The organism is Microbacterium sp. JB110 (assembly GCF_003335195.1).
In the GTDB taxonomy this organism is placed as follows: Bacteria; Actinomycetota; Actinomycetes; order Actinomycetales; family Microbacteriaceae; genus Microbacterium.
Window position 1 is genome coordinate 211,916 of the sequence record NZ_QPGM01000003.1, and the last position, 20,695, is coordinate 232,610.

Consider the following 20,695-nt stretch of genomic DNA (forward strand, 5'->3'; position numbering starts at 1 on the left):
CTCGACCTCAGCGGCGTCGTCCGCGAGGCCGAGGAGGACGCGGGATCATGAGCCGTTACCTCGACGATGAGTTGCGTTCCTCCGTTCGGACGCGCCAGGGTATCGCCGAGGGCGGCGGTTAGGGGAGCTGGGCGCGGTCGAACTCCTGCTGCAGTCGGGGCCGGCGCCGGTGGGTATCGCGCAGCTCGGCAATGAATGCATCCACTGTGTCCGCCTGTTCTGTCCCTGTCGCGATTCTCCGCATTCGTGCCAGGCGGTGGGCGGCGTCACGATAGTGCGCCGCGCCCGCGTGGATCAGGGTGCTCTCCACCAGCTGCCGATGGACGGGGAGCGCCGCGAGCGGATCGACCCGCTCGTAGGCTTTCACCAGCTCGCTCCAGGCGTGTAGGCTGTCCAACCCCAGGTCGTGGGCGAGCCGCCACGCGCGGGCCGGGTCCTTCAGGGTTGTCAGTGTGAAGGTCACCGCATCCGACGGGCGGGGCGCGAGTGCGTCCAGGACCTCGTCCTCATACTCCGGCCATGCAGCACCCACAGCGGTGTGCAGGCGAGACGCGGTAAGCGCTGACGGCCACCGGCGGAACACGTACACCCGTGCGTCCAGCAGTTCACCGGGGCGGTGCGTCCCCAGCAGCTTGCACCAGTACTCGGAAGCGCGCAGAGACTGGTGACCGCGGTCGAAGTCCACAGCCTGCCTGGCCCAGTCCACCGCCAGGTCGGTCTCGCCGATCTCCTCGAGCGCCTCAGCGGTCTGGTGCAGCCACGCAGCGACCTTCCGGTCTCGCGCGTGGGTGCGGATCACCTCATCGACATCGCGGTCGAGCACCGCCAGGCGACGATCGTTCCACTCCAGCACCCACCGGGCATGCCGGTCGGGGTCATGAGAGACGAGTGATCCGGGTTCCGGGGAGAGCTGTCCGCGGATCTCGTCCAGCCGTGACCGGTATCCGGCGATGCCCGTGTCTCCGAGCGCGGCGGCGTAGGCGACGGGATCGAGCTCGAAGTAGTCGACGTCGCCGTCGAACTGAAACCGGATCATCCAGGGGAGCAGCTTCGACGCAGGAACCGACGCTGCTGCCGCCAGCCGCGGGTGCAGGGCGAGCAGACGCCGACACCCGTCCCCGATGATCCCGCTGGAGTCGTCGGCACGGGCGATCACAGTGATCGCGCTCGCGAGCGCCTTGTGCGCCACCTGATATGCCTCGCCCGGGTCCGTCTCCGGGAGAGCGGACTCGAGGGTGTCGATCGCGTCGTGCATCTGCTTTCCGTGCGCGTTCGCTGCACCCCACCGGTGCAGCTCCGCACGGGTGCGGATCAACGGCAGCACAGCATCGGCAAGCGAAGTCATCGCACCATTCTTCCGCAGCGGCTCCGTCGCGCCGGAATCATTTGGCTGATTGACCCCTGCGTCCGCGTTAGCTTGGAGTCGTGGCTTTGTGGAGCCTCATATGTAAGGAGTATCCACCTGCAACCGGGCGGGAGGAGTCGTGTGGGTGCTGACTACTGGGCTCCTGCCCTCGGCTGGGGCGGGGTCGCTGCGGCCGGCGTAGGCGGTGTGCTCATCGTCGTGCTTGTCGTTGCGCCGTTCGCGTTTCTCAGCGACTACCCGGAAGATATCCGACGGGCGGCCCACGCCCCGACGCCGGGGCAGCGACGGGCGGGCGTGACCGGCGGCATCGTGTTCATGATCGTCCTGCTCGCTTCGCTCGGCGCTGTCGTCTTCAGCTGGGGGATGACTCATCCCGGAGCCGGATTCTTTGAGCTTGCGTTGATGGCGATGGTCGCGATCATTCTGTTCGTTCTCGTCGACCTGCTCGTGGTCGACTGGTTGGTCATCTGCACCTGGCGGCCTCGAGCGATCCTCGTTCCCGGTACGGAGCACTGCGCTGGCTGGCGCGACCGATCCCATCACTTCCGTGAGCAGTTCCGGCCTCGAGGGCTGATCGTCTTGCTGGCAGGAAGCGGTCTGCTCGGGCTGGCTGCCCGGTGGCTGACGTGAGCTCATCTCGCTGCGGTTCAACAGCTCCTTGTCCGATCTCTCGGGGTGTTCGGATCGTCCGACGACCGGTAACGGACTCGCGCATCATCGCGACTCGCTCGCTGACTCTCGATGGCTCACTGTGACGCTCACCCCCGTAGGTCAACGCCCCGCTTGATGAGCTGGGTGCGGACCTTGCTCGGCGTCGTGCCATGCCTTCTGGCGATGGTCGTAAGTCCGATGCCTTGGTTATAAAGCCGCAGGTAATCGTCTCCGTTCGGGTCGTCCGGGACACGGTCGCGCGGAGCGATACCGGCTCGAGTGAGGTGGGTGCGGACCGTGGCCCGGTGGATGCCGTACTTCTTCACCAGCTCGGACACTGTCGCTCCGCGCTCATAATCACGAACGAGGCGGGTTACATCCTTGCCCAAAAGGTGTGTTCCACTCGTCTCAATCGACGTCGCGATAGACCCCCGAATGTCCTCGATCGGGGACTCCGGAGCACCTTCTGGGAGAATGAGGAGTCCGTCCTTACCGCGTCTGATCAGGGATTTCAGTATCCGACGAGAGTTCCAAAGCTGTCTCGTTCCGCCTACAGAACGTCAGATCAGCCCCGGCTTACGGTCGGGGCTTTTCGCTGCCCGGCTCCCGTAGTTCCCGGCGTGACCGCAGTACCCAGTATCGGCCAGAAGATGCGGATGGGGTCGGCCGTGTCGACCCCGGCCCGGGTGCCGCGCGGGCATAGCCGCGGAGCCTTGCCTCGTGAGGGGGCGCTGACGCGCTACGAGACTGGAGCGGCGGCCCTCTCCGTCGCCGGTTCCTCGGCGAGCTCCGCCTGGGCATCCGGGACCTCCTCCTGCCGGAAGATGATCTTGAACACCGGGAAGAAGACGGCGCACGAGATGAGCGCGTTGATGAGCATCGTGATGACGTCGGCGATCGTCTCGCCCGTCGCACCCATGCCCCAGGTCGTGATGAAGAGGTCGTAGATCGGCGCCTTGTAGAGGCTCTGCAGCGCGGCCGCGCCGAGGGTGATGACGATGTAGGCGACGGCGTACCATCCGGCGGCGCGCCATGGGTCGCTGTTCGATTTGAAGGTGATCGTGCGCTGCGCGAAGAAGTTCACCACCTGCGCGATCGCGAGCGTGATCTGCACGGAGAGGAAGTATGCCAGCCCGCCTCCGCCCTCAGGGAGCGCGCCTGCGGCGTAGTCGAACACGTAGCCGGTGCCGACCGGGACGGCCTGGAAGTCCGTGCCGACGAGCGAGGTCATGCCGAACAGCAGCTTGAACACCGGCATCAGGACGAGCTGCAGAACGGTCATGCCGACGTTCAGGATGCTGAACACGATGAGCTGAGCCAGCGTGGGGCGTGCGGCGGCGAACGCCGCCCAGAGAGTGCGCATGGGGTTGAGCCTTCCGCCACCGGCATCCGTCGCACGGTGGTCTCTGCAAGCAGAACAGCTCCGGATGGGACGGCTCGGCCGCGGAGCACGACACGTCGGTTCTGGGCGCTGAACGGTCGTCGCATGGGAGTCGGGGCCCTGGTGACGATCTCGCCGGGCTCGACGGCCGGTGCTTCTGCGCTGGCCTGGGCGCCCGCGGGCACCCAGCCGCCCTGCCGGACGGCGCAGTAGCCTTTTCCCATGCGTCGTGCTGCAACTGTGGTGGCCGTTCTTCTGTCTGCCGGGCTCCTCTTCGGCTGTGCTCCGGATGAGTCGGCCGAGACCGAGACACCGGTGCCTGACCCATCGAGTCCGGAAGAGACGACGAGCCCGACCCCCACGCCCACGTCGTCGCCGGCCGAACGGGCCGTTGCCGACATGTCGGTCGAGGACCGCGCCGCGAGCGTCGTGATGGGCACCGTGGCGACGACCGATGTGACCACGCTGAACGACTACATGGCGCACGGCTACGGCGGCTTCATCCTGATGTCCGAGAATGTGCCGGCCACGGCGGACGAGCTCCGCGAGGTGACCTCATCTCTCGTCGTCGACGAGGGCATGCCGCCGCTGATCGCGATCGATCAGGAGGGCGGTGTCGTCACCCGCCTGCCGTGGGACGATGCGGCCACCGCGCAGGCGCTGCAATCGCTCCCGGCATCTGAGACGCGCGCCGCGTTCGACCGCCGCGGCGAACTCGTCGCCGACGCCGGAGCCAACGTGAACTTCGGCGTGGTCGCGGATGTTCCGGCCGATGCAGGTTCGTTTATCGCGCCGCGGGCGCTCGGCACTGATCCGGCGTCGGCCGCCGAGCGCGTCACCGCCGCTGTCGAGGGCGAGGCGGCGCATGTGTTCTCGACGCTGAAGCATTTTCCGGGCCACGGGCCGGCGCCGGGCGACTCGCATCACAGCATCCCGTCGACAGGGATGAGTCTCGAAGATTGGCATGACGCGGATGCCGTGCCGTTCGAGGCGGGCATCGACGCGGGCGCCGAACTGCTCATGTTCGGGCATCTGGCCTACACCGCTGTGGACGAAGCACCCGCGTCGCTCTCGGCCCGGTGGCACGAGATCGCGCGCGACGATCTCGGCTTCGACGGCGTCATGATCACCGACGACCTCGGCATGCTGGCCTCATCCGGAGACGCCGCCTATGCAGATCCGGTCGCGAACGCCGTCGACGCAATCACCGCAGGCAACGATATGGTGCTGATGATCGCGACCTCCACGCCCGACACAGCGGGAGACATCGCCGACGGCATCGCGCAGGCGGTGGAGGCAGGGGAGCTGCCGGCCGACAGACTCCGCGACGCTGCCGAGCACGTCGCGGCGCTGCGCCTCGAGTCGGCGGAATAGCCCGCCGTTCGCTCTGCGAACTGCGCACGTTTCCGACATCCGGGCGCTGAAACCGGCGCATCTCGGCGAGAAGTGCGCATCTCGGCAACTGAGCATCTCGCCACAGGAGTCAAGGGGCTGCGGTGTAGCGTGAGCGGGTGACGCACGAGGACACCAGAACGCCCAGAAGATACGTCGCGCTCGTGGTGATCGGGCTGATCGCCGGGTTCATGTCCGGGCTGTTCGGTGTCGGCGGGGGCGTGCTCATCGTGCCGCTGCTTGTGATGTTCGTGGAGTTCGGCCAGAAGCGGGCAGCGGGGACATCCGGCGCGCTGATCGTCGTCACCGCGGCGGTCGGCGTCGTCTCATACGCGGCGCACGGGAACGTCGACTGGTTCGTGGCCGTGCTGCTCGCCGCAGGCGGGGTGGCGGGCGCTCCGATCGGCGCGCACCTGCTGCACCGGTTCAACGAAGCCGCCGTGCGCTGGGTCTTCGTCGCGTTCCTCGCCGCGGTCATGATCAGCCTCATCTTCATCGTGCCGGATCGCGGCGCAGAGGTGCCGATCGACATCTGGCTCGGCATCGCGCTGGTGGGGCTCGGGTTCGTCACCGGCATCCTCTCCGGCCTGATCGGCGTCGGCGGCGGCATCGTCGTCGTGCCCGTGCTGATCGTCGTCTTCGGCGCCAGCGACCTCGTCGCCAAGGGCACATCGCTGCTGATGATGATCCCGACCACGCTGGTCGCCGCGTGGCGCAACTTCCGAAACGGCAACGTCGACCTCGTCTCGGCAGTGACCGTCGCCCTCGCCACCGTCGTCACAACGCCGCTCGGAGCGATCGTCGCCGGTGTTCTCGATCCGCAGATCGCCAACTGGGTGTTCATCGCGTTCCTGGCTGTGATCGCCGCGCAGATGGCCATTCGCGCGATCCGCGCGGCCCGCTGACGCGCAACATGCTTATCGACTCGTGGCGGATAGGATCGAGGGGTGGCAGTCAATCCTGATCTGACGGAGCGCGAGTTCGCGCCGACGGCACCGTATCTCGTCGGCCGGGAGAAGGTGCGCGAGTTCGCCCGAGCCGTGTCCGCTGAGGCCGATGTGCACGATGACGTCGAAGCCGCTCGCCGGGCGGGGTACACCGACGTCGTCGCACCGCCGACGTTCGCGATGGTCATCCAGGACCTCACGCTGCAGCAGCTCCTCGGCGACCCGACAGCTGGCATCGTGCTCGAGCGCACCGTGCACGCCGAGCAGAAGTTCCGCGCCACCCGACCGATCGTGGCGGGCGACGAGCTGACGGCGACGCTGTCGGTCACCGGTATCCGCACCGTCGGCGGCAACGCCATGATCACCAGCGAGGCAGAGATCGTCGACGCCGACGGGCGCCACGTCGTCACCGCCGTATCCGTACTTCTTGTGGGGGCTGAGGAATGAGTTTCGAGGTCGGCCAGATCGTCGCCGAGCGCACCGTGCACCTGACGCGCGAGTCACTCGTGCGCTACGCAGGGGCATCAGGAGACTTCAACCCCATCCATTACCGCGACGACGTCGCCGCACGCGTCGGGCTTCCCGGCGTGCTCGCGCACGGCATGCTCACCATGGGCATCGGCGCCTCGGTCGTCACCGACGCCGTCGGCGACCCGGCCCGCATCATCGACTACGGGGTGCGCTTCACCAAGCCCGTCGTGGTCGATCCGGATGACGGGGCAGAGGTCCGCTACGAGGCCAGAGTCGCCAAGATCGACGACGGCATCGCGCGCATCGACCTGACGGTCACCTTCGACGAGACGAAGGTGCTCGCCAAGGCCCAGGCGAACGTGCGGATCGACGAGGTCGCGCAGGCGTGAGTGATCCGCTTCCGCTCTCGCAGCTGACGACGCTGCAGGTCGGCGCCGCCCCCGAGCGCATGATCGACGCACACACCCGTGAGGGGATCACGGACGCCCTGCACCAGGTGTGGGCCGATGGCGATGACTGGTTCGTGCTCGGCGGCGGCTCCAATCTGCTGGTCGGAGACGAGCCGTTCGACGGCACGGTCATCCGGATCCTCACGCACGGTTTTCAGGCGGTGCCCGGTGCGGAGGCAGGACGCCGCCGCATCCGGATCGAGGCCGGTCAGAACTGGGACGAGTTCGTCGCGTGGACGGTGGGCCAGGGGCTGGCCGGCGTCGAAGCGATGAGCGGCATCCCCGGCACGGCCGGTGCGGCGCCGATTCAGAACGTCGGTGCGTACGGCCAGGAGATCGACCAGACGCTGGTCGAGGTCGAGCTGATCGACGAGGCTACGGGCGAGACGCACGTGGTGCCTGCCGGAGACCTGGGTCTCGGCCCCCGCACGTCCGACCTGAAGCGCCACTACGGCTCCGAGCCGCGGCGCAGGGCCGTGATCCTGTCGATCACGCTGGAGCTCGACGACGTCGGCACCGGAGCATTCTCGATCCGGGACCAGCGCATCGCCAAGGCGATCGGTGCGGATGTCGGTGCCGAGGTCACGCTCGCCGGTGTGCGCGAATCGGTGCTGGCGATCCGGGCGTCGAAGGGCATGGTGCTCGACCCCGCTGACGACGACACTCGCAGCGCGGGGTCGTTCTTCAACAACCCGATCCTCTCGGAGAGCGAGGCGCGCGCACTTCCGGAGGCGTGCCCGCGCTGGCCGCTGGTGCCCGACATCGAGCCCGTGCGCGTGATCCCGCTCGAGAGCTTCGACGGCTACGTGCCGCCCGCACCGGTCGAGACCGCAGGCGTGAAAGTCAGCGCTGCGTGGCTGATCGAGAACGCCGGGCTGAGCAAGGGGTTCCGGCTCGGTCGCGCGCGCGCATCGCTGTCCACGAAGCACACGCTGGCGCTGACCAACCGCGGCGGCGCGACCGCCTGGGAGGTCACACAGCTCGCCCGATTCGTGCAGACTCGTGTGTCCAGCGAGTTCGGCATCGAGCTGCAGCCCGAGCCGGTCTTCGTCGGCGTCGAGCTGTAGTCAGCGGCACGTCGCGTTCAGAGATCAAGTGAAGAGGCGCTGGAGGCGCTGGATGCCCTCCAGGAGCTGGTCGTCGCCGAGGGCGTAGGACAGGCGCAGATAGCCGCTGGGGCCGAATGCCTCGCCAGGCACGACGGCCACCTCGACCTCGTCGAGGATCAGGTCGGCCAGCTCGAGCGTGGTGTCGATGCGGCGCCCGGCCCATTCGCGGCCGAGCAGGCCAGTGACGTCCGGGTACGCGTAGAACGCGCCGAGAGGGTTCGGCACGCTCACACCGTCGATCTTCGACAGCTCCTGCACGATGAGTCGGCGCCGGCGGTCGAACGCGAGGCGCATCTGCTCCGCCTCGTCCTGAGGGCCGCTGATCGCCGCGATCGCTGCGCGCTGTGCGATGTTGTTGACGTTGCTGGTCAGGTGCGACTGCAGGTTGCCTGCGACCTTGATCGCGTCGGCGGGCCCGATCATCCAGCCCACGCGCCACCCGGTCATCGCGTACGTCTTCGCGACGCCGTTGACGAGGATCGTCTGGCCGGCGACATCCGGAACCGCCTCGACGATCGACGTCGCGACGGCACCTTCGTACGTGAGGTTCTGGTAGATCTCGTCGGTGATCACCCAGATGCCGTGCTCGAGCGCCCACTCGCCGATCGCGCGGGTCTCCTCAGGCGAGTACACGGCGCCGGTCGGGTTCGACGGAGACACGAACACGAGCACGGTCGTCTTCTCGGTGCGGGCCGCCTCGAGCTGGTCGACCGTCACCTTGTAGCCCTGATCGGCGCCGGCGAACACCTCGACGGGCGTGCCGTCGGCGAGCTGAATGGCTTCGGGGTAGGTGGTCCAGTACGGCGCGGGGAGGAGGACCTCGTCGCCGGGGTTCACCACAGTCTGGAACGCCTGGTAGACGGCCTGTTTGCCGCCGTTGGTGACGATGACCTGGTTCAGCGCCACCTCGAGCGAGGAGTCGCGCAGCGTCTTCGCGGCGATCGCCTCTTTCAGTGCGGGCAGACCGGGGGCGGGGGAGTAGCGGTAGTTCGCCGGATCGCGCAGGGCCTCGGCTGCGGCGTCGACGACGAACTGCGGCGTCGAGAAATCGGGCTCGCCTGCGGCGTAGGAGATCACCTGGCGGCCCTCAGCCTTCAGTGCCTTCGCCTTGGCGTCGACCTTGAGCGTCGCCGATTCGGCGATGGCGGACAGCTTGCGGGAGAGAGGAGCTCGTTCGGTCACGCCTCCCACGGTACAGCGACGGCGCGCGACGCGCGTGGAATTCGCGGGGCTCATTGCGCATGCCGTACACTTGAGGAACCAGTGCTTCATTGCATGCTTTCACTCTGCCCGACGGGCTGTGAGAGGATCGAGAGGCACCTCGAGACCCGCAAGGTTCTCTAGGGCGGTAGCTCAATTGGCAGAGCAGCGGTCTCCAAAACCGCAGGTTGCAGGTTCGATTCCTGTCCGCCCTGCGCGTCAGCGCCAGCTGACTCACGAAAGGTATCGAATGGTCAGGGACGCTTCCGGCGGCGACGTCGTCGCAGCGAACGGCAATGCGGAGAAGAAGCCCAACTTCTTCATGCGGATAGTCATCTTCTTCCGCCAGGTCATCGCCGAGCTTCGCAAGGTCGTCACCCCGACTCGTTCTGAGTTGCTGAAGTTCACGTCCGTCGTGCTCGGCTTCGTGGTCGTCATGATGGCTCTCGTCTACGGGCTCGACAGTCTCTTCACGTGGGTCACGACCTGGGTGTTCGGCATCCCCCGCTGATCACCTCTGGCGCACCGCAATCGAAAGTGAGCTGACGTGACTACCCACAATCACCGCGACGACGTCGACCTGTCGACGGCGGCTGAGCAGTCCAGCGAAGAGGACGAGGCGCAGGACGGCAACGTTCTGGCCGAGCAGGAGCAGGCGGCGCAGGCCCCTGAGACCGGCGCGATCCACCTCGATGGCGGAGAGCCTGCTGACGAAGACATCGACATCACCGACCCGGAGGCCGACGCGATCGTGAACGACGCACTGAACATCGACGAGACCGCCGAGGTCGAGGCAGCCGCAGACGTGCTGAGCGACGGCGAAGCTCACAACGACGCCGGCGAGACGCAGAGCGACGCGACGACGGATGCTCAGGACGAGGCGGAAGAGCCGCAGGCCGAAGCAGCAGAGCCGCAGGGCGGTGCCGAGGCCGAGGCTGAGGACGACGACCCGTACGCCGAATTCCGTGCGGAGCTGCGCACCCTCGAGGGCAAGTGGTACGTGATCCACTCCTACGCCGGCTTCGAGCGCAAGGTGAAGGCCAACATCGAGCAGCGCAAGGCGACGCTCGAGGTCGAGGACGAGATCTATCAGATCGAGGTCCCGATGGAGGACGTCGTCGAGATCAAGAACGGCCAGCGCAAGATGGTCACTCGCGTGCGCATCCCGAGCTACGTTCTCGTGCGCATGGAGCTCAACGAGGACACTTGGTCGGTCGTGCGCCACACGCCGGGCGTGACCGGCTTCGTGGGCAACGCCCACAACCCGACGCCGTTGCGGTTCGAAGAGGCGTTCAACATGCTCAAGCCGCTCGCCGAGCTGAAGGAGGCCGAGAAGGCCGCCTCCGGCGAGAAGCCGAGCGCCGGTGAGAAGAAGGCCGCACCGCGCGTCATCCCCGCCGAGATCGACTTCGAGATCGGCGAGACGATCACGATCAAGGAGGGCTCCTTCGCAGGCCTCCCCGGTTCGATCAGCGAGATCAACCCGGCCAGTGGCAAGCTCACGGTGCTCGTTTCGCTGTTCGAGCGCGAGACTCCGGTCGAGCTGGCGTTCGACCAGGTCACCAAGATGGTCTGATCAGACACCCCGTACGACGAGAGCGGCCTCCCCGAATCGGGGAGGCCGCTCTCGTCGTACCTGCGGTCACTCGTGCTGCGCTGCCCAATGCGGGCTCTGGATCAGTCCGATCAGGTTGCCGAACGGGTCGCTGACCGAGGCTGACCACCAGTCGTCGCCGCGCTGGGTCACGGGGTCGAACTCCTGCGCGCCGAGCGCGATGAGCCGGTCGAACGAGGCCCGGATGTCGTCGACGTGCATGTGCACGAGGGCGCCGCCGGGGCGAGCGAGAACGGGGCGGAACCGCGCGTCCATGAGCGCGAACTCGTCGTCGTCGTCGCCGAAGCGCCACTCCGCGTACTGGGCGGGGCCGGTCTCGGGGCGGACGAAGTACGGAGCCGAGTCGAAGACGGCGGCGTACCACTCGACGGCGGCCGTCATGTCGTCGGCGACGAGGTTCAGATTGGCAAGGCCACGGAACATGGTGTTCTCCTCTTCTGTGTGGTTGTTCTCTATGCTTGTCGATGAAGTGATCACCAACTGATCACTTTCGAAGAAAGGGTGAGACAATTCGTGCCGATCGCCTGATCCAGGCTCTTCTGCTGCTCCAGGGGCGCCCGCAGATCACCGCAGCGGAGCTCGCCGCCGAGCTGGAGGTCTCCGTGCCGACCGCTCGACGCGACCTGGAGGCGCTGGCGATGTCGGGCGTTCCGATCTACCCGACCAGGGGTCGCGGCGGCGGATGGCGTCTGATCGGCGGTGCGCGCACCGATCTGACGGGGCTCACCCAGAGTGAGGTCACGTCGCTGCTCATCGGCCTGACTCAGAGCCTGGGCGCCGAACCGGAGCGTGTGGCGGCGGTGCGCAAACTCGTCCGCGCCATGCCTGCGCCGTTTCGTGAGGGGGCCCAGCGCGTGGCCGCGGCCACCGTGCGCGACGTGCCGTGGGGTGAGAGCGACCAGGAGGGGGTCTCGCAGACGGTGGCCGAACTGCAGTCGGCGATCGCCGATGAGCGTCGAGTGCGGGTGAGCTACGACGGCTCGCGAGGCGAGCGCCAGCTCGAGCTCGTTCCGCTCGTCGTGGGCAGCCGCGGGCCGCGTTGGTATCTGCTCGGCGCACCGGTCGCCATCGGCAGCGATTCCGCGGATGCGGATGGCCTGCGCACATATCGCGTCGACCGCATTCGGGAGCTCGAGGCGCTGCCGCAGCGCGGCGTCGCGCCGGAGGGCTTCGACGGCTCTCGTGAGTGGGCGCGGATGGTCGAGCGCGTCGAGGGCATGCGCGGCGATGTGCGAGCGACCGTGCGGGTCCAGCCGTGGGCGGTGCGGGCGCTACTGGACCGATTCGGCGCGCAGGCCCGGATGATCGAAGCCGCTGAGGAGGGGGCGCAGGTCGAGCATCCGGTCGTCGAGGTGCGAGCGCATCGAGTCGAGGCGCTCGCCGAGCAGCTGGCGGCGTGGTCCAGTGTCGCCGAGGTCATCGAACCCATCCAGGTGCGCGCTCAGCTGCGGAAGCTGGGGGAGCGCATCGTGGAACAGTACCGCGACGCGTGACGCGATCAGTCGTTCGGATCGGGTAGACTTGGATGGTTTGTGCGGCGCTTCGGCGCGCACGAACGTCACCGCGGTCCGGAAGTGCCGGATCCGCGGGAGAGGGATGCCTGAGGCATCCGCTCGAGGAAAGGAAAGGTAATGGCACCGAAGAAGAAGGTCTCGGGGCTGATCAAGCTCCAGATCCAGGCCGGCCAGGCCAACCCGGCGCCGCCGATCGGCCCCGCACTGGGTCAGCACGGCGTCAACATCATGGAGTTCTGCAAGGCGTACAACGCCGCGACTGAGCAGCAGCGCGGCAATGTCGTCCCGGTGGAGATCACCGTCTACGAGGACCGCAGCTTCACGTTCGTCCTCAAGACGCCCCCGGCGGCAGAGCTCATCAAGAAGGCCGCAGGTGTGAAGAGCGGCTCCGGCACGCCGCACACCGTCAAGGTCGGCAAGATCACGAAGGCTCAGGTCGAGGAGATCGCCAAGACCAAGCAGCCGGATCTGAACGCCAACGACATCGACGCCGCGTCGAAGATCATCGCAGGCACCGCCCGTTCCATGGGCATCACGGTCGAGGACTGAGGGGGAGAGAAATCATGGCGAAGTCCAAGGCTTACGCTGCCGCCGCCTCGAAGATCGAGGCCGGCAAGTTCTACACGCCGAGCGAGGCAGTTGCTCTCGCGAAGGAGACGGGTTCGACGAAGTTCGACTCGACCGTTGAGGTCGCGCTGAAGCTCTCGGTCGACCCCCGCAAGGCAGACCAGATGGTGCGCGGCACCGTCATGCTGCCGCACGGCACGGGCAAGACCGCGAAGGTCATCGTCTTTGCGAACGGCGACGCGGCAGAGGCTGCCGCAGCGGCAGGCGCCGACGAGGTCGGCAGCACCGAGCTCATCGCGAAGGTCGCCGCCGGCTGGACCGACTTCGATGCGGCCGTCGCCGTGCCGGAGCTGATGGGCCAGGTCGGTCGTCTCGGCAAGGTCCTCGGCCCGCGCGGTCTGATGCCGAACCCGAAGACCGGCACGGTCACCCCGAACCCGGCCAAGGCCGTCGAGGACATCAAGGGCGGAAAGATCGACTTCCGCGTCGACAAGCACGCCAACGTTCACTTCATCGTGGGCAAGGCGTCCTTCGGTGCAGAGCAGCTGAACGAGAACATCCAGGCTGCCCTGGATGAGATCGTTCGCCTCAAGCCGTCGAGCTCGAAGGGTCGCTACGTGCAGAAGGGCACGGTGTCGACCACGTTCGGCCCGGGCATCCCGATGGACGTCAACGGCCTCGCCGTCTGAGGAACATCCGCAGCGCCTGAAGAATCGGGGCCCCGCACCATATGGTGCGGGGCCCCGATTCTCGTCTCATCCCTTGACAGAACCAGCCAGCAGTCCCCGCACGAAGAACCGCTGCAGAGCGAAGAAGACGACCAGCGGAAGGATGATCGAGACGAACGCCCCCGCCGTGAGCAGGTGCCAGTCCTGACCCCTGTCTCCCGTCATCGCGGCCAGCGCGGCCGTGAGCGGCTGCACCGTCCGCGATCCGCCGGAGAAGGTCAGACCCACGAGCAGGTCGTTCCACACCCAGAGGAACTGGAAGATCGCGTAGCTCGCGATCGCGGGCAGCATCAGCGGCAGCATCACCCGCAGGAACACCGAGACGTGCCCCGCGCCGTCTATCCGAGCCGCCTCGATGAGATCCCGCGGCACTTCTGACATGAAGTTGTGCAGCAGGAAGATCGCCAGCGGCAACCCGAAGATCGTGTGCGCCACCCACAGTGACAGGAACGGGAACACATCGGCGATCGCCGTGCCAGAGAAGACGCGCAGCAGCGGGATCAGCGCCATCTGCAGGGGAACGATCTGCAGGGCGAAGACCACGACGAACACGATGTCGCGGCCCTTCCACTCCAGCACCGAGAACGCGTACGACGCCATGATCGCGAGGATCAGGGGTGCCAGTGTCGCCGGCACGGCGATGACGACGGAGTTCTGGAAGTACGCAGCCAGGTTCGTCGACGTGGCGCCCCCCAGAATCTGCTCGTAGTTGTCGAGGGTGAACTGCGGATCGGTGAAGATCGTCCACCACCCGCTGCTCTTGATCTCGGCTTCGGGTCGGAACGACGAGACGAACAGGCCGAAGGTCGGCACCGTCCAGAGCACCGCGATCACGAGCGCGACGGCGCTCCCGATCCGGTTGCTGACGAGTCGTCTGAACGACCCGGCCGCGCTGCCAGGACGCTTCGTGGGGTTCACCGACGTGAGAGTCTGCGTGCTCATCCGCGCACCGCCTTGTTCTTGTTCATCTGCCGCACGTTGTAGATCACCAGCGGGATCACGAGCACGAAGATCACCACGGCCATCGCGGATCCGATGCCGTTGTCACCGAATGTGAACGACCAGTCGTACATCTCGTTCGCCAGCACCTGAGTGTTGAACTCTGCGCCGGTCATGGTGAGCGTGATGTCGAAGACCTTCAGCGTCGCGATGCAGATGGTCGTGAGCACGACGATCAGCGAGGGACGGATGCTGGGCACCGTCACCCGACTGAACAGCTGCCACGCGTTCGCACCGTCGAGCTTGGCTGCCTCGATGATGTCGCTCGGCACGGCCTTGATCGCCGCCGAGAGCACCACCATCGCGAACCCCGCCTGGATCCACACCATCACCGCGATCAGGAAGATCGTGTTCAGCGGCGAATCCTGCAGGAAGCGCACGGGCTCGAAGCCGAGCCACGTGATCATCGCGTTCAGCAGTCCGATCTGCTCCTGAGCCGATCCGCGGTACTCGTAGACGAACTTCCAGATGATGCCGGCGCCGACGAACGAGATCGCCATCGGCAGGAACAGCATCGACTTCGCGACCTTCTCGAAGCGCGACTTGTCGATCAGCACCGCGTAGACGAGACCGATCAGCGTCGAGCCGAGCGGCACCATCACCACCCACAGCATCGTGTTCCCGAACGCCGTCAGGCCGTCCTGGAACAGGTAGCCGTAGTTGTCGAGGCCGACGAAGTTCTCGGTGCGCTTGTCCATCAGCGACATCCACATCGTGCGGATCGCCGGATAGACCTGTCCGAGCAGGAGCAGCAGCAATGCGGGGCCGCCGAATACGGCGACCATCACGAACGTCTGCTTCCTGCCCTTCACATTGTCGGCGGCCCGCGCGATGAGGAGCAGAAGCGCAAGGATCGCCAGGAAGACCAGGATCGCGAGGACCAACTGGCCGTTCTTCGAATAGAGAAAGAAACCCACGTGACACCTCCAGAATGGGCGAAAGCGGGTCGGGACGGCTCACACCATCCCGACCCGCACGAGCGTCACTCGGGCCAGCTGCTCTCGATCGCGGCGAGGGCGGCTTCGCCGTCCTTCTGGCCGTCGATCCACGCCGTCATCTCCGACCAGAACGTGCCTGCACCCACTTCGGAGGGCATCAGGTCGGAGCCGTCGAAGCGTGCGACCGCGTCTTCATCCTGCATCAGCTCGAGTGTGAGCCGCAGCACGTCGGACGAGGCATTCGCGGGGTCGACGCCCTGGTTCGGGCTCACGACGCCGCCGATCGACACGCGCTCGTTCGCCCACTCGGGTGAGGCCAGGTAGGCCTGCACGGCCTGCGTGGCCTCGTTGTCGTTGAACGCGGCGACGTTGTCGCCCGCGACGAGCAGCGGCTGCTCGTCAGCGGTGTCGGCCGGCAGGTAGAACGCGAAGATGTCGCCGTCGGGGCCGACATCCGTGCCCTCAGGCAGCTGCGCCTCGAAGAACGACGCGGCGCGGAACATGTAGCAGTTGTCCTCCAGAACCGGCAGCCCGGCGTCTGACCACGGCGTCGAGGCGATGGAGCGGGTGTCGCCGATGCCGCCGTTGACGTAGTCCTCGTTCTGGAGGATGTCGCCTGCGCGGTCGAGCGATGCGACGATCTGCGGGTCGTCGAATGGGATCTCGTGGTCGACCCACTGATCGTAGACGTCGGGGCCCGCTTCGCGGAGCACCATGTCCTCGACGAAGTCGGTTGCCGGCCATCCGGTGGCACCGCCCGACTCGATGCCGAAGCACCAGGGCTTCACTGTGTCGCTGCCGTGGTCGGCGACGATCTCATCCGTGAGGCTCATCATGTCGTCCCAGGTCTCGGGAACCTCGTAGCCGCTGTCTTCGAACGCACTCGGCGAATACCAGACGAAAGACTTCACCGACCCCATGACCGGCACGCCGTACTGTTCACCGTCGATCTGGCCATAGCGCAGCCAAGTTCTCGTTCGCTGTCGCGACCACATCGTCGCCGGCCGGCACCAGATGCCCGTCGCCGTGCATGCGCTGCATCAGGCCCGGCTGCGGGAAGATCGCGAGGTCGGGCGCGTTGCCGCCCTCGACCTGCACGAAGATCTGCGATTCGAACTCGTTCGTGCCGTTGTGCTCGATCGTGATGCCAGTGCATGCGACGAAGTCGGCCCATGACTCCTCGAGCTGGTCTGCCTCCTGGTCCGAGATCGTCGACGACATCGTGACCTGGTCGCCGTCGAACGACCCGTACTGTTCGAATGCGCTGCAATCCGCGTCGGTGTCTCCGCCGCCCGTGGTGCCGCCGCCGAGATCGTCGCCGGCGCAGCCCGCCAGTGCCAGCACGGCGACGAGTCCTCCGGCGATTCCGGCACCCCATTGCCGAATGTTGCGTGTCCTCATGCTCAACGTCCTCTCTGACTATTGATGTTCGGGCGCCCACACCCGCCTAAGCCATACAAGCGCGTCGGACGGTGAAACGGTGCGCTCGTCGATAACGTCTTCGTTGCGACTGTGGGAGCGCTCCCAGCTTACGGCACGCCGCCGGCCGAGCGCGAGCATTCCGCCGCACTCACGAAGGCGCTCGCGAGCGCTCCCCGGTGAGCCGACTGAAGGAGGCGGATTCCGGATGGTGCGACGAGGCTTCCGGCTGGTGCGACGGGGCGGTTCTGCGCCGGGTCAGTCGCGGCTGACGTCCTCTTCCTCATTGAGTGCGTGCAGCAGATCAGCCAATCGCCGGATGTCGGCGACGTGCCAGCGGTCGAGCTTGCGCTTCAGGTTGCGCTCCGACGGATCGTGATGGATCTCGTCGAGTCGCGCCTTCGCCTCCGGCGTCGCCTCGAGCAGCTGGGCGCGTCGGTCGTTCGGATCTGGTGTGCGCACCACGAGGTTCCGCTCCTCGAGGGCGGCGACCATCCGGCTCATCTGCCCCTTGTCGAGCAGCAGCTGCTCGCCGACCGCCGACGCGGTGAGCGGTCCATCGAGGGCGATCGTCGTGAACACCTTGAATCCGCCAGGCAGCAGGCCGGGGGAGAGTCGGTCGGCTCGCCGTGCGATCAGGCGTCGGAACCGGCCGGCCATGCTCATGAACTCGCCCTCGACCATCCGGATCGCCTCGTCGCGCTCGTCGGCGGAGGCGGCGAGGGGGTCAGCCGTCATCGTCGTCCTTCTCCTTCTTCGAGTGCGCAGGCAGCCGGATGGCTCCGGTCGACGCGAGCGCCACATCGCGGGCTTCGCTCAGGCCGGGGTGCTCGCGGTCGGCGTTGCTCCATGCGTCTTCATCGGATGCCGTCTGCTCGACCGCTCCGTTCGCCGCGCTGGTCGTCAGCTGCTCCTGCGTGTTCTTCTGGTTGAGCTCCCGGTTCGGCAGGAAGCAGATCGCGATGAGGCTCAGCACTGCGAGCGGGACACCCACGAGGAACGCGTGCGAGATCGCGACGGCGGAGACCTGCTCGATGATCACGGCGATCGGTTCCGGCAGGTCGCGCGTCGGGGGCAGGCTGCCGCCGGAGAGTTTGTCAGCGATCTCGGCGCCCTGCGGTCCGAGCTCCGTCATGGCGGACCTGACGTCCGCCGCGCGGTCTTCGAGTCGCTGTGTCATGCTCGCTGCGAGCACCGAGCCCATCACGGCCACCCCCGTGGTGCCGCCAACGGAACGGAAGAAGTTCACACCGGACGAGGCGACGCCGATCTCACGCGGATCTGAGGCGTTCTGCACGACCAGCACGAGGTTCTGCATCGTCATTCCCGTACCGGCGCCGAGCAGGAACATGAACACGCCTGCCATCCACAGCGGAGTGTCGTACTGCAGCGTCGAAAGCAGTGACGTGCCGGCGATCATCAGCGCACCGCCGAGCACGACGTAGCGCTTCCACTTGCCCGTGCGCGAGACGAGCTGGCCGATGACCACGGACGAGCCCATCATGCCGACGGCCATCGGGATGGTCATCAGCCCGGCCTCAGTCGGACCGAATCCGCGCGAGACCTGCATGTACTGCGCGAGATAGACGGAGGTGCCGAACATCGAGACACCGATCGAGATGGACGCGAGCACTGCCAGCGTGAACGTCCTGTTGCGGAACAGGTTCATCGGGATCAGCGGTTCGGCGACCCTCATCTCGACGATGATGAACGCGGTGGTGGCGACCACGGAGATGCCGACCATGTACAGCGTCTCCCAGCTGATCCAGCCGTAGGACTGCACATTCGAGATCCACACGAGCAGGAAACCGGCGGCGACGGACAGAAGCACGATGCCGATGTAGTCGATCCGGATCTTCGCAGGCCTCGCCTGCCGGATCTTGAGCGTCTTGGTCAGCACGATGAATGCGGCGACGCCGAGCGGGATGCCGACGTAGAAGTTCCAGTGCCAGCCGACCGAATCGGTCAGCACGCCGCCCAGGAGGGGGCCGCCTACGAGGCCGATCGACATCACGCCGGCGAACAGGCCCATGTACCTGCCGCGCTCGCGCGGGCTCAGGATGTCGGCCATCAGCACCTGGCTGAGCGACTGCAGACCGCCGCCGCCGATGCCCTGCAGCGCTCGGAAGAAGATGAGCATCTCGGCTGTCTGCGATGCGCCGGCGCCGGCCGAGGCGAGCACGAAGATGACGAGCGCGACGAGCATGAGGACCTTGCGATTGACGAGGTCGGCCAGCTTTCCCCAGATCGGGGTGGAGATCGCCGTCGTCAGCAGCGTCATGGTGATGACCCAGGTGTACTGCGTCTGCGTGCCGCCGAGATCGTCGACGATGATCGGCATCGATGAGCCGACGACCGTCATCGACAGCATCGAGCAGAACATGGCCAGCAGCAGGCCGGACAGGGCCTCGAGCTTGCGTCGAGTGGCCCTCTTCTCTTCAGTCGTGGACAACTGACTCCCTTCGGGAGAGACGGGCGGCGTGGTCGCGAGAATGGCGCCGCAAAAGGTTGTAGTACGTCAACTATATGCGAATGGTTGACGTAGCGCAACTAATTGGCGCGAGGATGGGTGCAGGATCGCAGAGGACGCGCAGAATCTCGGAGCGATTCGGCGTGACACTCCCAGATTCCGTGCGATGGCCTGCGGCAGGACCGCGCGGGACCTTCGGCGGGCGCCGAGGTTCAGTCGGTGAGGGCGAGCGCCTGGTAGGCCGAGCGCGAGGCGGCGCGGTGGAGCGCTTCTTCGCGAGGGGTGAGTGCACGGTTCGTCGGCACGTCGTTGCCGGTTGTGCGGCGGTACAGTTCGTCGATCAGTGAGGTCGCGAGCCGCACGAGGCGGGCGATCTCGTCATCGTCCCGGTCGATCCACATGCACGTGGGCTCGTCGTGCAGCGGCTGGAAGTCGCGGTGCTGCTCCCACGCGAACAGCGTGCGCTCTGCGCCCAGCACGTGCTGCTGCCACCAGACCTGTCGCAGATAGGTGCGGGGCACGCTGCGGAAGGGCTTGTTCGTCGTCTTGATCTCAGAGAGCAGAATGCGTCCGCTCGAATCCTCGGCGATGCCATCCGGTGTCGCCAGGTGGCGCCGCTCCGACTCCGCATGGAAGAGCGCGGACGAGGGCTGGATGCCGTGCGTCGCGGCAACCCACGCCGCGATCTCGGGCTCGCGCCTGCGGCCGTGCTCGGTGAACGCGTTGCCGGAGAAGCGCGGTCCGCCGCCGAGCTTGGAAACCGCGGCCCGCTGGATCGACGCGTCGGTCGACAGCTGTGCCACGTCCGTTGCGGTGATGCCGGCGGCTCTGGCCCTGAGCCACCCGACCCGGTCGCGGGAGTCCGCGACGATCCGGGCCTGCAGTTCTGGTGACACGCGCTTCAGCCTACGCCCGAGGCCGGGCGGCGCCGGGGTCGACGCACCGTCGTCGGCGCGGATCAGGCGACCATGAAGACGTCGACCTTCACGCGATCGGGGTGACGGGTTCCGGTGCCGACGAAGAGACGATCGCTCAACCATGTCCATCGTCCTGATCCGGTCAGCCTCGGAAGGCAGCGGAAGTAGATGCGCTCCGATGGGACCGTTCCGCCCGCCACGAGCGTGGCGATGTCGGCCTCGGAACCGTTGCGCACACCGATGTTCTCCACCGCGATCCGGTGGCCGTCGTCCGTCTCGATCGCGTATCTGGCGAGCAGCTGAGTCGTGGTCGAAGAGCGAAGAACCTGATGGTCCGCGCCGCCTGGCAGGATCGTGCCGTCGGCATCCGGGCCGGAGAGCGTGCCGCCGGTGATCGGAATGATGCGCTGTGCGCCTCCCGGCATCTCGCCCAGTTCGATCGGAACCGCGACGTGCGCGGTGATCGTTGCGAAGTACTCCAGGTGGGGCGCGTCCGGCGCCGCGGAATGTGCGTCATTGCTCATGACAGAGAGCCTAGGAGCGCTGCGCGGGGAGTTGTTGC

General features: G+C 66.8%; 23 protein-coding genes and 1 tRNA gene. 12 read left to right on the forward strand and 12 right to left on the reverse strand.

Features of this window, described 5'->3' with window-relative positions:
* Positions 1-118: 118 nt before the first annotated feature.
* Entirely contained in the window at positions 119-1,345 is a 1,227-nt protein-coding gene (locus tag CIK77_RS07180) for a DUF6880 family protein (RefSeq protein ID WP_170934088.1), read from the reverse strand.
* Positions 1,346-1,486: 141 nt separating this feature from the next.
* Between CIK77_RS07180 and CIK77_RS07185 the strand changes: the two genes are divergently transcribed.
* The gene (locus CIK77_RS07185) at positions 1,487-1,996 is read left to right on the forward strand and encodes a hypothetical protein (protein WP_087054398.1); all 510 of its coding nucleotides are present in this window, start codon (positions 1,487-1,489) and stop codon (positions 1,994-1,996) included.
* A 760-nt stretch (positions 1,997-2,756) separates the two neighbouring features.
* Here the strand turns inward: CIK77_RS07185 and CIK77_RS07195 are convergent.
* On the reverse strand, positions 2,757-3,380 hold the full coding sequence (locus tag CIK77_RS07195; protein WP_087054396.1) for a hypothetical protein: 624 nt from the start codon (positions 3,378-3,380) through the stop codon (positions 2,757-2,759).
* A 240-nt stretch (positions 3,381-3,620) separates the two neighbouring features.
* Between CIK77_RS07195 and CIK77_RS07200 the strand changes: the two genes are divergently transcribed.
* From CIK77_RS07200 to CIK77_RS07220, 5 genes are all read left to right on the forward strand, one after another.
* Complete coding sequence (locus tag CIK77_RS07200) at positions 3,621-4,772, forward strand: glycoside hydrolase family 3 N-terminal domain-containing protein (protein ID WP_249268513.1); 1,152 nt, start codon at positions 3,621-3,623, stop codon at positions 4,770-4,772.
* A gap of 137 nt (positions 4,773-4,909) precedes the next feature.
* On the forward strand, positions 4,910-5,695 hold the full coding sequence (locus tag CIK77_RS07205) for a sulfite exporter TauE/SafE family protein (RefSeq protein ID WP_249268512.1): 786 nt from the start codon (positions 4,910-4,912) through the stop codon (positions 5,693-5,695).
* A gap of 42 nt (positions 5,696-5,737) precedes the next feature.
* Entirely contained in the window at positions 5,738-6,184 is a 447-nt protein-coding gene (locus CIK77_RS07210; RefSeq protein ID WP_087054395.1) for an FAS1-like dehydratase domain-containing protein, read from the forward strand.
* A complete protein-coding gene (locus tag CIK77_RS07215; RefSeq protein ID WP_087054394.1) occupies positions 6,181-6,597 on the forward strand; it encodes a MaoC/PaaZ C-terminal domain-containing protein in 417 nt (138 codons plus the stop codon). Before CIK77_RS07210 ends, CIK77_RS07215 begins: the two co-directional genes overlap by 4 nt.
* Positions 6,594-7,724 (forward strand): UDP-N-acetylmuramate dehydrogenase, encoded by a 1,131-nt coding sequence (locus tag CIK77_RS07220; RefSeq protein WP_087054393.1) that lies wholly within the window; start codon positions 6,594-6,596, stop codon positions 7,722-7,724. The genes CIK77_RS07215 and CIK77_RS07220 overlap by 4 nt, the downstream gene beginning before the upstream one ends.
* A gap of 24 nt (positions 7,725-7,748) precedes the next feature.
* Here the strand turns inward: CIK77_RS07220 and CIK77_RS07225 are convergent, their stop codons facing one another.
* On the reverse strand, positions 7,749-8,948 hold the full coding sequence (locus tag CIK77_RS07225) for a pyridoxal phosphate-dependent aminotransferase (protein WP_170934087.1): 1,200 nt from the start codon (positions 8,946-8,948) through the stop codon (positions 7,749-7,751).
* Between the two features lie 160 nt (positions 8,949-9,108).
* Here CIK77_RS07225 and CIK77_RS07230 point away from each other — a divergent pair.
* The 3 genes from CIK77_RS07230 to nusG all read left to right on the forward strand — a co-directional run bounded on the left by CIK77_RS07230 (position 9,109) and on the right by nusG (position 10,542).
* Positions 9,109-9,181 (forward strand) — tRNA-Trp (locus CIK77_RS07230).
* 35 nt (positions 9,182-9,216) lie between these two features.
* Positions 9,217-9,477, forward strand: a complete 261-nt coding sequence (gene secE, locus CIK77_RS07235; RefSeq protein ID WP_087054391.1) for a preprotein translocase subunit SecE — start codon at positions 9,217-9,219, stop codon at positions 9,475-9,477.
* 36 nt (positions 9,478-9,513) lie between these two features.
* Entirely contained in the window at positions 9,514-10,542 is a 1,029-nt protein-coding gene (gene nusG / locus CIK77_RS07240) for a transcription termination/antitermination protein NusG (RefSeq protein WP_087054390.1), read from the forward strand.
* Between the two features lie 66 nt (positions 10,543-10,608).
* Here nusG and CIK77_RS07245 read toward each other — a convergent pair whose 3' ends face one another.
* Complete coding sequence (locus tag CIK77_RS07245; protein WP_212647456.1) at positions 10,609-11,004, reverse strand: VOC family protein; 396 nt, start codon at positions 11,002-11,004, stop codon at positions 10,609-10,611.
* A gap of 104 nt (positions 11,005-11,108) precedes the next feature.
* On the opposite strand from CIK77_RS07245, the gene CIK77_RS07250 reads away from it, so the two are divergent.
* From CIK77_RS07250 to rplA, 3 genes are all read left to right on the forward strand, one after another.
* Positions 11,109-12,074 carry a helix-turn-helix transcriptional regulator gene (locus tag CIK77_RS07250; RefSeq protein ID WP_258861459.1) on the forward strand — a complete coding sequence of 322 codons (966 nt, stop codon included), beginning with the start codon at positions 11,109-11,111 and terminating at the stop codon, positions 12,072-12,074.
* A 138-nt stretch (positions 12,075-12,212) separates the two neighbouring features.
* Positions 12,213-12,644 (forward strand): 50S ribosomal protein L11, encoded by a 432-nt coding sequence (gene rplK / locus CIK77_RS07255; protein ID WP_087054388.1) that lies wholly within the window; start codon positions 12,213-12,215, stop codon positions 12,642-12,644.
* Between the two features lie 11 nt (positions 12,645-12,655).
* Positions 12,656-13,351: a 50S ribosomal protein L1 gene (rplA, locus tag CIK77_RS07260; RefSeq protein ID WP_087054387.1), complete on the forward strand. Its 696-nt coding sequence runs from the start codon at positions 12,656-12,658 to the stop codon at positions 13,349-13,351.
* A 66-nt stretch (positions 13,352-13,417) separates the two neighbouring features.
* On the opposite strand, the gene CIK77_RS07265 is transcribed toward rplA, so the two are convergent.
* The 8 genes from CIK77_RS07265 to CIK77_RS07295 form a co-directional block, all read right to left on the reverse strand.
* A complete protein-coding gene (locus tag CIK77_RS07265) occupies positions 13,418-14,332 on the reverse strand; it encodes a carbohydrate ABC transporter permease (RefSeq protein ID WP_087054386.1) in 915 nt (304 codons plus the stop codon).
* Positions 14,329-15,306, reverse strand: coding sequence for a carbohydrate ABC transporter permease (locus CIK77_RS07270; RefSeq protein ID WP_087054385.1), 978 nt, complete (start codon positions 15,304-15,306; stop codon positions 14,329-14,331). The genes CIK77_RS07265 and CIK77_RS07270 overlap by 4 nt, the downstream gene beginning before the upstream one ends.
* A 65-nt stretch (positions 15,307-15,371) precedes the next feature.
* A complete protein-coding gene (locus CIK77_RS18115; protein WP_249268511.1) occupies positions 15,372-16,238 on the reverse strand; it encodes an ABC transporter substrate-binding protein in 867 nt (288 codons plus the stop codon).
* Between the two features lie 28 nt (positions 16,239-16,266).
* Positions 16,267-16,728, reverse strand: coding sequence for a hypothetical protein (locus CIK77_RS18120; RefSeq protein WP_249268510.1), 462 nt, complete (start codon positions 16,726-16,728; stop codon positions 16,267-16,269).
* A gap of 276 nt (positions 16,729-17,004) precedes the next feature.
* Positions 17,005-17,484, reverse strand: a complete 480-nt coding sequence (locus CIK77_RS07280; protein ID WP_087054384.1) for a MarR family winged helix-turn-helix transcriptional regulator — start codon at positions 17,482-17,484, stop codon at positions 17,005-17,007.
* A complete protein-coding gene (locus CIK77_RS07285; RefSeq protein WP_087054383.1) occupies positions 17,474-19,198 on the reverse strand; it encodes an MDR family MFS transporter in 1,725 nt (574 codons plus the stop codon). The genes CIK77_RS07280 and CIK77_RS07285 overlap by 11 nt, the downstream gene beginning before the upstream one ends.
* 230 nt (positions 19,199-19,428) lie before the next feature.
* The gene (locus CIK77_RS07290; RefSeq protein ID WP_087054382.1) at positions 19,429-20,112 is read right to left on the reverse strand and encodes a YqaJ viral recombinase family protein; all 684 of its coding nucleotides are present in this window, start codon (positions 20,110-20,112) and stop codon (positions 19,429-19,431) included.
* 62 nt (positions 20,113-20,174) lie between these two features.
* Complete coding sequence (locus CIK77_RS07295) at positions 20,175-20,657, reverse strand: DUF3237 domain-containing protein (protein WP_087054381.1); 483 nt, start codon at positions 20,655-20,657, stop codon at positions 20,175-20,177.
* Between the last annotated feature and the right edge of the window lie 38 nt (positions 20,658-20,695).

Bases quoted from the DNA above. Each gene is read 5' to 3' on its own strand.
- secE (WP_087054391.1), top strand. From the start codon at position 9,217: ATGGTCAGGGACGCTTCCGGCGGCGACGTCGTCGCAGCGAACGGCAAT.
- rplK (WP_087054388.1), top strand. From the start codon at position 12,213: ATGGCACCGAAGAAGAAGGTCTCGGGGCTGATCAAGCTCCAGATCCAG.
- CIK77_RS07180 (WP_170934088.1), bottom strand. From the start codon at position 1,345: ATGACTTCGCTTGCCGATGCTGTGCTGCCGTTGATCCGCACCCGTGCG.
- CIK77_RS07265 (WP_087054386.1), bottom strand. From the start codon at position 14,332: ATGAGCACGCAGACTCTCACGTCGGTGAACCCCACGAAGCGTCCTGGC.
- CIK77_RS07200 (WP_249268513.1), top strand. From the start codon at position 3,621: ATGCGTCGTGCTGCAACTGTGGTGGCCGTTCTTCTGTCTGCCGGGCTC.
- CIK77_RS07245 (WP_212647456.1), bottom strand. From the start codon at position 11,004: ATGTTCCGTGGCCTTGCCAATCTGAACCTCGTCGCCGACGACATGACG.
- CIK77_RS07295 (WP_087054381.1), bottom strand. From the start codon at position 20,657: ATGAGCAATGACGCACATTCCGCGGCGCCGGACGCGCCCCACCTGGAG.
- CIK77_RS07280 (WP_087054384.1), bottom strand. From the start codon at position 17,484: ATGACGGCTGACCCCCTCGCCGCCTCCGCCGACGAGCGCGACGAGGCG.
- CIK77_RS18120 (WP_249268510.1), bottom strand. From the start codon at position 16,728: ATGAGGACACGCAACATTCGGCAATGGGGTGCCGGAATCGCCGGAGGA.
- CIK77_RS07215 (WP_087054394.1), top strand. From the start codon at position 6,181: ATGAGTTTCGAGGTCGGCCAGATCGTCGCCGAGCGCACCGTGCACCTG.
- CIK77_RS07195 (WP_087054396.1), bottom strand. From the start codon at position 3,380: ATGCGCACTCTCTGGGCGGCGTTCGCCGCCGCACGCCCCACGCTGGCT.